The sequence below is a fragment of the uncultured Flavobacterium sp. genome, from assembly GCF_963975005.1.
Taxonomy (GTDB): Bacteria; Bacteroidota; Bacteroidia; order Flavobacteriales; family Flavobacteriaceae; genus Flavobacterium.
In genome coordinates, this window is record NZ_CAXBFR010000081.1 from 1 (window position 1) to 13,008 (window position 13,008).

The window sequence follows — 13,008 nt, forward strand, 5'->3', positions numbered from 1 at the left end:
GAAACTTTAACTTGTTCTCCTGGAGCATAACTGCTTAATAAATCAGTTTTATCTTGTGTAAACTCAATCATTATATGTTGAGGATATTGCACAATTAATTGTTACCAACAATATTACAATAGCCTCAAGAGTAAACACAGCTAATACAACTAATAATATTGCGAAATTAAGACATATATCAGGAACCATAGAGCTATCTGGGCAATTGATATCAAATGTACAATCTTCAGGAACTTATGAATCAGGATATTTAACCAATACTACTGACCAAGGAGCTAGCAAGATAGTTTTTAAAAATGATACGCCCGTAATTTCATCAGCGGGTCTTGATGCTCCAGATTTTTCAGGGGGAACAGTTGAATTTAGATCAACGGCCACTACAGTGTATGATCTACCTTATCTTTTGTACAAAAATTTAATCCTTAATTCCCCAAGAACATTTAGAACCATAAACAATGCCACAACAATAGCAGAAAATGGTAATTTACAACTTATTCAAGGCATTATGTCAGGTTCAACTAGTGGCCCTAACGTAATAAGGTATTTAACCTACGAAAACAATGCCACAATTTACATCGCTGATGGAAGCTTTTTAGACGTAATTAGCTCTAAACCAAGAATGTCAAATGTTTCAAACACCTATAATATAAGCTATTTACAAACAAATGCTAGTGGGGTTAAGCAATCAGGGAGAGAGTTAACACCCGCATCTGCAGGTACAAATCCTTTGAAAACTTTAACGATTAGCAATACCAATGGGGTTAGCATAAATGTTGACATAAAACCTGCTAATTTAACGGTAACCTCTACTTGTTCAATTGCTGGTGCTGGCAAAATTGAGGTTTCAAATGTATTTGATGTAGCAACATCTTCAATTGTTACTTTGACCGATGGTCAAATTACTTTACTTTCTAGTGCCTCAAATATAGCACGAGTAACAAAGTTATTAAATAGTCCAACAATTACTGGAAAAGTAAATGTGCAACGTTTTCTTCCAGATAATTGAAGGAACTGAAGGTTGGGGTCTAATATAAATTTAATGAAAAAGCTGTTGGATGAAAGTTAAGCAACCGTGACCTAGCGTTTTTGTGTAGCGAAGCGGCATCAAAAATGTATCATGAGCCTTTATAGTACTATTCTTTCTTATTCTAGGTAAGCTTTTATATTAAAAACAAATCTACTTAAATTTAAAAAAAATTAGACAAAACGAGTTTTTATATGTTTATGGCCAGAAGTTTAGGTCTACTTCAGAGAAATAATGTCATTTCAGTATACAGTGTTTTAATACTGCCTTATTCTATTTTTGAAAACGTGTTAAAACATAAAACAACTTGGGTTATTTTAGCTATTATGTTAACCAAATAAAGTCGTATAAAGGGAGATAAACTAGTCGTACTTATAGTTTTAAAAAAAAATATCCTTTTTTTTATTGACTTAACAGCTTAAAGCAAAAAAAGCGGTTACACATTTATCTGCTTATTTGCGTCAATTTATACTATACAAAACAGTTTTTTGAGCCTCCTAATTTTACCCTTAGACCGATATAATCAAACAAATTCTTTTTGATACATTCTCTAAAACACTTTTGGAGGAATAAAAAGATAAATCCTTTTCGAAGTGATAAAATTTATAATTATTAACGTTTGCATTATAACTGCATAAAACAAAATTATACTTTAAAAAACCATCATTATACAAAAAAACACCGGATTCTTTTAAAGAGTATATCTCACAAATTGTGGTTTTTATGTTAAGGAATGACAACATCGTTTGGAGTTCAGAAAAAATAGTTTTAATATCCTTTTCTTCTAATGCATTATCCTCTCTTAAAAGTTTAAAGTAATTCGGCAAAAAATCTTTTAGTATTAAAAAACTCGGGGTTTCATTTAACATTTAAAGTACATAATTAAATTTTTTATGGTTTTTTTTATAAAAAGTAAGTTTACTTATACTATGCTTGTTAAAAGTACTTCATCCAGGTTTTTTATCCATTCATGCTTTAATACGGTAGTATTAATAATAGTTATTTTAGGTAAATGATACAAATCATCTAATATATGTTTATCATCTACCAAAACAATTATGTTATTTATATAGGCCATCAGATAAGTCAAAATAAACATATCTTCTTTGGTTTTAACTATAAAAATGTCGTATTTAAAAACATTCTTTGCTAAGAGCGAGTTTTTATTGTTTATTTTTTTAATCTCAAATAAATTTTTGTACATACTATATATTAATATGGAAAAAGCTGAATTTGAATCATATAAGAGTACTTTCATAGTTTTTTATTAGTTTTAATCATTTTTATTCAAAAGAGAAGGAAACCATTCAAAGTGTTTTTATTTATACAAAACACAGTTTCAATAACAATTTATTCATTAAATTTTTACTATAGATTACTTAAAAAAAATTAAATATTAAGCACTGAATATATATATTAGAACATAAATTAAAAAATCCATACTGTTACCTCTAAAATTTAAAAAATATAAAACAAAGCATTAGTTTACAATTGGTTAAAAAAGGATAATGTAAAATTCTTAATGACAATATTAAGAATGCTTGCTTTTTCTACACATTATATATGGCTCTCTGTCTTTGAAATAAAAATTATACTAAGATAAATTATAAGAATTGAAACAAACTTAAATTATTTTACACGATATCAAAACATGATATTAATAAGTGGTATCAATTCTGTAATAAGTCATTAAAAAGACAATTATTCTGTAGTAAAAAAAATGACTTAACAACAAAGTTATAGCAAGACAACAACTGGAACAATTAAGACAAAGCAACCATTACAAATGCATAGGCTAAGGTTATGTTGGTTCAAAAGCTCAAAATAAATTCAAATGATATTTAAATGCTCCACCAGTAACGATTTACAAAGTAGTCTGACTTGCCAAATCCACTTGAATAACTTTCGTCTTTATGTGCTTAAAACGATTAACCATTATAGGCTTCGTTTACTGCAAAGGGGGTGATACTATCCGTAAAAACTCATGGGTTTACCCCTATTCCAATTTTAGAACTAGTCTCACGACTTTATTGAAACATAGAATCAAAGGCAATTCTGCTAACGTCAATTCCAACTTGCTAACGAACCAAAGTATAGTCTTACTTTTTTTAAATTACAAAGGCCTATAATCAAAGAGATATATACATTTTTTTTTAACACTATGCAGTTAAGCAAAAAAAAGAGCCTTTATCAAACTACAGACAAAACTAACACAGGATCCAAAAAAACATCTTGAAACTGGACTATGAATAGAAATAGTTATATTAATAATTCCTTAATAAATAAGATAAAGCGTTATTGTTTAAAAATAAGCATTTATCTTTTTTTTTTAAAAATTTAGTAACTTTATAAATTATTTTGTTTATTAGCATATGTTGGATAAAAAAACACAGTTATGTCTCTTAATATAACACTTATAAAAAAAATAAAAGAATAAAACTTCCTGCTTTTTAAATTATGAGTATATATTTTTAAGATAACTAGCATATCAAATAATAATAGAATTATTAACTATATTTTTGTTATTAATTATAACTTTATTATTATTATTATTATGAATGTATCAGTTTTAGTCATTGATAACGGCATAAATGAATCAAAAAGTAATTTATATCAAACGTTCAAAACCATAGATATAGAATATCTATCTATAGCCTATAGTGATACTATTTTGGATGCTTATCCAAAATATTTAGAAACGTTACCCGAATTGATAGTAGTAAATATTGCCAATATAGATGCTTCATTATTTGATTTTTTAGATAAATTTACTAAAAACAAACCCTCAATTATTGTGGTAAGTGATAATGCAAATCATGCTTTAAATTGCATAAAATATAACATCAAAGATTATCTAATTACTCCTATCCTTGATGTCGATTTTGAAAATGCTTTACTTAAAACTATTTCTTTTATTGCATTATCTAGAAATAGCAAAGTATCGAATAGTACCCCTACTGAAAAATTCAATAAATTCATAACTATTAACTCCATAAAAGAAATAGATATTTTAAAAGTAGAAGACATTCTTTATTTTGAAGCTGATGGTAGATATACGGTAATCCATTCAATTGACGGTTCAACTATGATGGCTAGTAAAAATATTGGCGAATTTCAAAAAATATTAAATGACGAAGTATTTTGCCGCGTACATCATAAGTACATAATCAACTTAAATAGATTGTTAAAAATCAATAAAATTGATGGGTATTCTTGTCACATGACCAACAATTTAAATATACCTGTATCTAAAAGAAAATTTGAAGACTTAAATAAAGTTTTAAATATTTAATTTATACCCTATAAATATTAAAAATCGCATCTAAAACAAAAAGCAAGGGCTTTTTAGTTAATTTTTATATAAAGGAAAAAACAATTAAATTTCTGTACCCCTATTTTCTTCAGAAATAATAGTAAAAATACCATTAGCTTTTTTCAAAATGTTTTTACTAAGAAAAGACCGAATCCTAATCCTTGTTGTTCTCTTTTTTCACAATTAAATTGTTATCCAGCATCTATTCTAATAACTCATCACTATTAAAACCAATTCCAAAGTCTTTTATAACTAACTTGTAATAGTTGGCGTCAAATAAATGACCAAAAATTGTAATTATTTTTTGTAATATCATTTCGATTTTCAATTAGCCCATCGATACTTCCTAGTATTCCATTGAGCGCTGTATTGACTTCATGCACTAAATATTTTTTTTCACCAATGTATAAAGGGTTATAAGCCTCTTTTATTTTTTTAAATCTTTTAATTTTCGCTTCAACTAAATCATTTAATTCTTTGTTTTTAAAAGGTTTGATCATAAAGCCATCTGCACCATTGAGTAAGCATTTCCGCATTAAATCACTTTCTTTTTTGGCTGTAAAAGAAACAAAAGGAATGGCTGACAAAAAAATAATTTCTTTTACTATTTTATGAAACATAAAACCATCCATAATGGGCAACACAATGTCACCCAAAATTAAATCAGGCATCTAATTCTCAAGCAATTCTAATGCTTCTTTTCCATTGACTGCTGATTTAAATTCGTAATTTATAAAACTAAAAATTTGAAATAATGTTTTTCTAAGGTTTAAATCAACATCAGTTAGTTGTCTCTTATTTTTAATCATATGGAATATTAACTTTACTAGTTTTATTTTGTTAGTACATAATAATTCATTACAATTAAACACTTTATATTTAGCTATTTACATATTACGTAATAAATAATTTTTTCAGAATTACTAATGCCCATAAAACGTTATTATTAAAATAAAATGTCACTAAATTAAAATATAAATAAGTAATTTTGAAGTATGAAAACTAAAATAGTATTAATCGAAGATGACAGTACTTTAGGTTTAGCTATTCTGGAAATATTAGCATTAAATGGTTTTGATGTTAAATGGTTCGAAACAGGGAGTGAAGCTGTTTTTTATTTTAAAGAAAATACCTGTGATTTAATTATTAGTGATTTTATGATGTCTATTATGAATGGAGAGGAGTTGTTTTTTAAATTACATAAACAACTAAAGCAAAATTCTATTCCTTTCATTATTATTACAGGTAACGTAGACAAAAATTTAAAATACAAACAACTAGAGAATGGTGTGAATGATTATATCACAAAACCTTTTAACACGAAAGAATTAATTTTTAAAATTAGGAATCTATTAGATTTTAAAAAAAATATCTTAAAAAAATTAACACCAGATCCTTTTTCAAAAGTCACTATAAAATTGTCTGAAAAAGATTTTATTACCGCTCTAAATGAAATATTAATCAAGAATATAAAATCAAAAATTGACCTTAACGAATTGTCCAAAAAACTATTCATTAGTAAATCAACATTAGATAAAAAAATAAGAAAACATACTAATAAAAATATAAGTCAATATATAAGGGAATTTAAACTCCAATACGCCATTAAACTTATTAATAATGGTGAAAAGAACATTCAGTTTCTGGTTGTCGAAACAGGGTTTAATTCGTTCTCTTATTTTTCTACAAGTTTTAAGTCGTATACTGGAATGACTGCTAGAGAATATATTAAGTCTTTAAAATATTAAAATAATGCATTATATAAAAACTATAAACTGTTTTTTGTAGTATTGTATCATTATAAAAAAAAATGGCAAATGAAACGGTTTAATTATTCCTTGCCTTAAAATTAAATACCTTTTTAATTTCAAAATTTATTTATTTGACACTAAATTAGCTATAATCATTTGGTTGAGCTGATTCAAATTAAAAGGCTTACTAATATATCCTTTAATACTAAGACTTAAGTCAAATAAATCATTATTTAGTTCCTTTCGTGCTGTCATTAACAAAACAGGAATGTGAGCATAATTCGAAAGTTTATGGTGTTGCAGAAAACCATATCCGTCAAGTCTTGGCATCATTACGTCACATAAGATAATATCGGGTTGCTCTTTATGTGTTTTTTCAAGCCCTTCTAAACCATCATTGGCTTCAACCAATTCATATCCTTTAAATAATAAGTATTCAGCAATTGAATTTCGCAATTCAACTTCATCTTCGATTATTAAAATTTTAGCCATTTTATGTTAAATATATAGCCAAAGCCGTAACAGATATAGATGCTACTGTAAATATATTAAAAATATACTAATATATAGATAAATTAGTTAAATACATATAAAATATGTTAATTTATAATCTTTAAAAACTGTAAAGTTACTTTGGTGCCTTCTCCTAGCTTACTTTCTAATTGTATTGAACCTGAATTTCTTTCCGTAAATCTTTTAACAATATAAAGCCCTAATCCTGTGCCTTGAATACCAATTGTATTTCTTGCTCTAAAGAAAGTATTAAATAGTTTATCTAAGTCCTCTTTTGGTATTCCAATCCCGAAGTCTATAATTTCAACAATAATAAAAGTTTCTGTTTCAGTAAGATTTAATAAAATATCCCCACTTCCTAGAGAATATTTAATAGCATTATTTAACAAGTTAATTAGTGTATATTCCATGAGTTTCCTATCTGCAAAAACAATAAAACTATCTCCCTTAAATATTTTTTTTAACTTTATTCTTTGGTTTTGATTTATATCTAATAATTCCATAATATCAAAACAAACTTCTTTTAAATCAATATTAACGGGATAGAAGTTGGTTTTTCCTAAATCATCTTTTGAGATAATTAGCACAGCATCCATTAGTTCAACTAGACGGTCAATCTCTCCAGTAATGGTATTAATTCTATTTTGCAAAAGTGAATAATTGTTTATTTCTTGGTTCTCCAAATACATTTGAATCAATTCAGCACTTGCTCGTATGGTTGTCATAGGTGTTCTGAATTCGTGAGAAATAGTGGAAACCAAATTGCTTTTTAATTCTTTCAATTCAATTTCTTTTTGCAAAGCTTCCTCAACTTTTAATTCTGCCAATTTTCTTGATGTAATGTCTCTGGTGGCGGAATGAAAACTTGTTAGTACACCCTCTTCTTGAACTAAATTAATCTTAATTTCGCACCAAACAATCTTCCCCTTTCTATTAAGAAATCGAACCTCCGCTGAAGTATTTTCTTTTTTAGTTTTAAAGTCCAAAATACTTTTTTTAAGTCGATTTACATCATCTATGTGTACAAAATCTTCAGGATAAAAACCAATTAGCTCTGCAGGAAAATAGCCTAATATATTAAATATAGAGGGTGAAACATATTGAAATTTACCATCTAAACCGTGTGAACAAACTAAGTCAACCATATTATCCGCTAAAAGACGATACATGTTTTTGGCTTCATTTAACTGAATAATTTTGCTTTTAATATTTTCTTCCACTAATAAAATATTTTCTTGTTGTACCTCTTTTCTATTTGTGATATCTACAAATTGAGAAATAAAATAGAGGGGCTCCTGTGAAGAATTTTTTAGAACAGAAACGGAAAAGTTCACCCAAACCATAGCTCCATTTTTGTGAAAAAATCTTTTTTCCCCATTAAATTTAGAAATTAATCCAGAAGCTAATCGCTCAAAATTATCTAAATCTACCCCTAAATCATCAGGATGGGTGAGGTCTGAAAATGTAAGTTTAAATAATTCTACCTTTGAGTAACCAAATAATTCTACAATTTCACTATTTATTTCTTCCCATTTGCCCTTAAAATCAATAATAGCCATACCAATACTAGAATTAACAAAAGCTCCCTTAAACTGTTTTTCACTTTGTATTAAATCGTCTTTTAGCTTTTTTTCATAAGTAATATCTTGTTGAGCACCAATCACACGAATTGCTTTTCCGTTACCATCTCTAATGATTACAGCTTTATCTTTAACATAAGCATAAGTACCGTCCTGTTTTAGGTACCTGTACTGACCAGACCATATCTTTGCTCCTTCATCTAAAGCCTTATCAAGGCTGTTAAAAACTTCAACTATATCATCAGGATGTACAAATTTTTTACTTTCTGAAATCAATAAAGTATTATTCTCAAAATCAACTCCAAATTGTGTAGCACCCATTCCTTCAAAAAATATTGTTCCAGTTTCTATGTTCCAATCCCACATAAGGTCTGATGTAGCTTTTCTTGCAAACTTAAATCTTTCATTACTTGCTTTTAAAGCCTCTTCTGCTAATTTTAGTGTTGTTATATCACTAAAACAACAAATTACATAAATTAGTGCTTCATCATTATCAAATACTGGTATAGCACTGACCAACAACCAAACCAAATCGTTTTGTACCGGACGATTAACTCCCATAATTATATTTTGTATTGGTTTTAAATGTTTAATAGCTTGTGGAACAGGATAATCCTCAGCTTTAAAATTGGCACCATCCAAATGTATTACATTCCAATGCTCATCATAGTTGGTTTTACCAAGCAATTGGTTTTGAGAAATACCCAACAATTGACAAGTTGCGGCATTATTTTCTAATATTTCTAAGTTTGGTCCTTGAACCAAGATTCCAACTCCTGCATTCTTAATAATTTTACTGGTTAGTTTTTTACTATTAAGTACCTCTAATTGCGTATTTTTAATTTCCGTAATATCTACTTCAAAGCTAATTAATACATCAAGTGCTCCATCTTCGTGAAACAAGGGGGTTATTTTTCGATTATAATATTTTTTTTTCCCAAGCTTGTCATTTAGGGTTTCTTCCCATTCTATAGTTTGTTTTTTTTGTAATGCTTCTTGATATCTAATTCTTCGATTAATTGCAAAATTTTCGTCCTGATTCGTTTTTTTAACATATTCAAAGTCATTTTTTCCAATAATAAATTCGCGGAGGTCTTCATTTGCAATGGCACTAGGATTGATATATAAGTACTTAAAATCGCTATCAAATACAGTTACACCTGTAGGTAGTCCATTTATGATTTTTTCGTAAAACGTTTTTTGCTTTATTACAGTGTTTTTATCTTCTACATATTCAGTTATATCTCGTGAGATACCCATAAAGAAAGTTCCTTTATTATTTACAAATACTTCTATTTTGCAAGAAAACCAAATATAATGACCATCCATGTGCCTGATTCTATAGACATGCTCTTCTATCTCATTTGTTTTTTCTACAATAGTATTTAAAAACTCGGAAGAAGAATCGAGATCATCTGGATGGAAATATTTGCTATAGTTACTTCCCAAAATATCCTCTTCAGAATAACCAAGTAAACTAGTCCAATTTTTTGATATATGAGTAACATTTCCATTTAAATCAAATTGGTTAAAAAACTCTCTTGAATTTTTTTTAAGCAAATGAAAACTATTCTCGTTTTGATATATAACATCATTTAGTCTTTGATTTTCAAGATACACTTGTAAGAAGCATTCTATTTGAGCTACGGCATGTTTTATCGTTTTTAACGCTATTGAAGTAAGTTTTACGGACTTATTATTTAAAATACAGAGTGTTCCATATACCAAATTATCGGAAATTTTTATAGGAAATCCAGCAAAAAAGTCAAAAGAATTATTGAATTCAATTGCTTGAAATTCTGAATCGCTAGTGAGGTTTGAAACTACTAATAATTCTTCGCGATCAACAAGTTGCTGAAAACAAATAATTTCAGTTGGATTAGTTAAAAAATCTAAGCCAATTTTAGATTTTACAGTGTGTCTGCTACTGTCTACCAGTGTAATAAATGCATTGTCAATACTGCATGTTTCAGCTATAAATAGTAACATTTTTTCAAAATAATCCTCTAATTTTAATAAATCTAAAGCAATAGCATTGGCTATATTCTGGTTATTTGAAAATGCATTCTTCATTTTGTTTTATTTAGCACTATTATTAATATAGCACAAATTTAATTTAATCTAACACATATTTAATGTAATAACTTTAATTAGATGTTTTAATGTATTAATAAAACGCTTAAAAAACTCTCTGTTATAAACATAAGGCTACTTTTATTCTATGTAACATAGTTTACTAAAATTTAAAAAAATATATAGTTTTATATGTTCTTTATCGTTAATCTCTTAAATTATGTAACTAACACTACAAAATTTACTTTCGGAGAAAAGAAGCAAAAATTGATAATTTGTTTTTTTTTTGAAGCTGTTTTTTTAGTGATCGAAAGGAGAGGCAAACAAAACTAAAAAACGGAATATAAACTCTAAAATTAAAGAAAGTGTAATGCTGTTTTAAGCATTATTCCAAAGTATTTTTTAAAATAATTATTAAAATCAATTCACAAAAATTGAAAACAACTATTTTATAAAACTTATGCGTTTAGAAGAACAATGGCTAATTCAAGCTATTGATTATTACAATTTAGTTCCCTTTGGATTTAGTACTACTGTAATGAGGATTGAAGAAAATGGTGTAAAGAAAACCATATTCCAAAAGAACTATATTTAACATAATTAAAAAATGCCTAGTTAAAAAACTAGGCATTTTTTTTTAGGGTTTACCAGATTTAAAAAAACTATTATGCTGCATAATTAGTTGCAGTATACCCTTTTAAAAAATGTTATAAATTTACTCTTTTATAAATTTTAATGTCTTACCGTTTTTAAATTTCAAGAAATATAAACCATTATCTAAATTTTCAATGTCAATTTTTTGATTGTAAGAAATACTTCCGTGCCTAATTTCAGCTCCTAAATAATTATATATTAGATAATCTTCATTATTCATTAATCCAGAAATAGTAATTGCTTCAGTAGCTGGATTTGGGTATATTTTTATTGTGTTATTGCTATTAAAATTTTCAACTCCTAGGGCACCTATTACAGCAGTAATCTCAACACCATAGAAACATTGTTGCGTTGAAGTTGATATTGATATCGTGTTAACTCCTCCAACTACATAGGCTGCCTCAATTGCTGGTGTAACCGTAATAGAAATGTTTTTTGTAATATTTGGGTTAGATGCAATTGCCTCACAAGCACAATTGGTTCCTGTAGTTGTTGCAGTTCCAACAGAAACATTGTTAAGAAAAACTTCAAAAACCCCATTACAAGCATCATATACGTCCATGTCGATTGCAGTAAGTGTCCCTGAAGTGTTTGAATCCGTGAAAGTCCCAACATTAGTTGCTGCACCTGCTGAAATACAAAGAAAAGGACTGTCTATTCCGGTATTTGCAGAACAAGTACTTGTACCTGATGCATCAATGATGTAAGTTTGAGCATTTAAGTTGGCAGTAAAGATTGTGCAAAGTGTAAAAATTGTTTTAATGTAGAATTGCTTCATTTGTGGATAGATTTAATTGTTAATTATTTGTTTTTAATACTTTCTTTCTACTTTGATCGTTTTACCTTTATTTAATATAAGTATTAAATAAAACCCTCTCTCTTTTAATCTTTCTTACATAAAAAATAAACGTTTTGAAAATTATATTATTACAAAACAGAGAGAGCGATTTTACTATTAAAAAAACATCAGCTTTGTTTATAACACTAATAAACAAAGAAAAATTAGCAACCAGGTTTATATAAATTTTCTAAATTGTTAGAAAAAAAACAGTATTATAACTAGGAAATTATGTGTAAATTAAATATTATAAATAATTTATTTTTTATACTAACAAATAAAAACCTTGTTCTATTACCATACAAAAATAAAAATGTAAATAAACGCATTAATACTAAAGAAGGACTATTAAAATTAATAAGTGGTTCTTTTTGGGTTTTAAGTGTTTAAAAATTGGCTAAGTTAGTATGTCCAGTGATTAGTGAATAGTGATTAGTGAATAGTGATTAGTGAATAGTGATTAGGGGTTTGATAGGATTTGGGAAGCATTTACAAAAAAACAATTATTACATGCCTAGTGCGATGTGGCAGCTGCGCAGGCAAGGGTGTTTTTGTAGTGTTCAGTGTTCAGTTTTTAGTGTTCAGTTGGTTTGTGGTTATGGAAATTGGAAAACACTCTTGCTTGGGATTTTGATTTTTGTGAATGTTTTTTTTTGAGTGATTAGTAATTAGTGAATAGTAAATAGTGATTAGGGGTTTGATAGGATTTGGGAAGCATTTGCAAAAAACAACGTACTTCGACAGGCTCAGCATAGACTTCTACTTACCTATTTAAACATAAAGAAGCAAAAGACAGTGAACGGAAAAGTACTTTTTAATACTGAAGAAACTGTGATTTCAAATTGAAAAGGTATGTGTTTATGGCAGTGGCGAAGGACGGTGTTTTTTGTAGCTGTCCTTCGGCAAGCTCAGGATGACAACCCAACGCTCTAGCTGCAAAAAATGTTGCCCTGGAGCCGCTGGCTTGCGCGTGGGGTGAGGGGATGTTTAACATAATGTCATCTTATAGTGCGTGACAAACCCGATTTCAATTAACAAAGCTGTTATGCACTATAATGCCACATTATGTAACTAAGCTTGGGAGAAAAATTTGCTCACGGCTTATTTATTTGTTTTTTTAAGGAGTTCGCTATTGTCTTGGGCAGGTCTGGCATGAGTTGCGTAACATACGTGTTTTTGTTTTGAGCATTGGGCAAGCTGTTTGACTGCTGGCTTATTGTATTTTTCTTGTAAACAAAACGTTCTAGCCAACTGGCAAAGTG

The 13,008-nt window shown here is 28.1% G+C and carries 9 protein-coding genes and 1 pseudogene; 4 read left to right on the top strand and 6 right to left on the bottom strand.

What is annotated here, in order from left to right; all coding sequences use genetic code 11:
* Positions 1–101, bottom strand: a pseudogene (locus AACZ53_RS10145) (DUF3127 domain-containing protein); the annotation flags it as partial.
* Between the two features lie 104 nt (positions 102–205).
* Here AACZ53_RS10145 and AACZ53_RS10150 point away from each other — a divergent pair.
* Positions 206–1,006 carry a hypothetical protein gene (locus AACZ53_RS10150; protein WP_339837881.1) on the top strand — a complete coding sequence of 267 codons (801 nt, stop codon included), beginning with the start codon at positions 206–208 and terminating at the stop codon, positions 1,004–1,006.
* Positions 1,007–1,946: 940 nt separating this feature from the next.
* On the opposite strand, the gene AACZ53_RS10155 is transcribed toward AACZ53_RS10150, so the two are convergent.
* Complete coding sequence (locus tag AACZ53_RS10155) at positions 1,947–2,282, bottom strand: hypothetical protein (protein ID WP_339837884.1); 336 nt, start codon at positions 2,280–2,282, stop codon at positions 1,947–1,949.
* Between the two features lie 1,296 nt (positions 2,283–3,578).
* Between AACZ53_RS10155 and AACZ53_RS10160 the strand changes: the two genes are divergently transcribed.
* A complete protein-coding gene (locus AACZ53_RS10160) occupies positions 3,579–4,316 on the top strand; it encodes a LytTR family transcriptional regulator DNA-binding domain-containing protein (protein ID WP_339837887.1) in 738 nt (245 codons plus the stop codon).
* 293 nt (positions 4,317–4,609) lie between these two features.
* Here the strand turns inward: AACZ53_RS10160 and AACZ53_RS10165 are convergent, their stop codons facing one another.
* The gene (locus tag AACZ53_RS10165) at positions 4,610–5,008 is read right to left on the bottom strand and encodes a response regulator (protein WP_339837889.1); all 399 of its coding nucleotides are present in this window, start codon (positions 5,006–5,008) and stop codon (positions 4,610–4,612) included.
* A 324-nt stretch (positions 5,009–5,332) separates the two neighbouring features.
* On the opposite strand from AACZ53_RS10165, the gene AACZ53_RS10170 reads away from it, so the two are divergent.
* Positions 5,333–6,085, top strand: a complete 753-nt coding sequence (locus AACZ53_RS10170; RefSeq protein ID WP_339837891.1) for a response regulator — start codon at positions 5,333–5,335, stop codon at positions 6,083–6,085.
* Positions 6,086–6,211: 126 nt separating this feature from the next.
* Here the strand turns inward: AACZ53_RS10170 and AACZ53_RS10175 are convergent, their stop codons facing one another.
* Positions 6,212–6,580 (bottom strand): response regulator, encoded by a 369-nt coding sequence (locus AACZ53_RS10175; RefSeq protein ID WP_339837894.1) that lies wholly within the window; start codon positions 6,578–6,580, stop codon positions 6,212–6,214.
* Positions 6,581–6,687: 107 nt separating this feature from the next.
* On the bottom strand, positions 6,688–10,254 hold the full coding sequence (locus tag AACZ53_RS10180) for a PAS domain S-box protein (protein ID WP_339837896.1): 3,567 nt from the start codon (positions 10,252–10,254) through the stop codon (positions 6,688–6,690).
* 460 nt (positions 10,255–10,714) lie between these two features.
* Between AACZ53_RS10180 and AACZ53_RS10185 the strand changes: the two genes are divergently transcribed.
* On the top strand, positions 10,715–10,849 hold the full coding sequence (locus tag AACZ53_RS10185; RefSeq protein ID WP_339837898.1) for a hypothetical protein: 135 nt from the start codon (positions 10,715–10,717) through the stop codon (positions 10,847–10,849).
* A gap of 120 nt (positions 10,850–10,969) precedes the next feature.
* On the opposite strand, the gene AACZ53_RS10190 is transcribed toward AACZ53_RS10185, so the two are convergent.
* Entirely contained in the window at positions 10,970–11,686 is a 717-nt protein-coding gene (locus tag AACZ53_RS10190; RefSeq protein ID WP_339837901.1) for a T9SS type A sorting domain-containing protein, read from the bottom strand.
* Positions 11,687–13,008: the final 1,322 nt, after the last annotated feature.

Coding starts and splice junctions, on each gene's coding strand:
- AACZ53_RS10185 (WP_339837898.1), top strand. CDS start 10,715: ATGCGTTTAGAAGAACAATGGCTAATTCAAGCTATTGATTATTACAAT.
- AACZ53_RS10170 (WP_339837891.1), top strand. CDS start 5,333: ATGAAAACTAAAATAGTATTAATCGAAGATGACAGTACTTTAGGTTTA.
- AACZ53_RS10180 (WP_339837896.1), bottom strand. CDS start 10,254: ATGAAGAATGCATTTTCAAATAACCAGAATATAGCCAATGCTATTGCT.
- AACZ53_RS10165 (WP_339837889.1), bottom strand. CDS start 5,008: ATGCCTGATTTAATTTTGGGTGACATTGTGTTGCCCATTATGGATGGT.
- AACZ53_RS10190 (WP_339837901.1), bottom strand. CDS start 11,686: ATGAAGCAATTCTACATTAAAACAATTTTTACACTTTGCACAATCTTT.
- AACZ53_RS10175 (WP_339837894.1), bottom strand. CDS start 6,580: ATGGCTAAAATTTTAATAATCGAAGATGAAGTTGAATTGCGAAATTCA.
- AACZ53_RS10155 (WP_339837884.1), bottom strand. CDS start 2,282: ATGAAAGTACTCTTATATGATTCAAATTCAGCTTTTTCCATATTAATA.
- AACZ53_RS10160 (WP_339837887.1), top strand. CDS start 3,579: ATGAATGTATCAGTTTTAGTCATTGATAACGGCATAAATGAATCAAAA.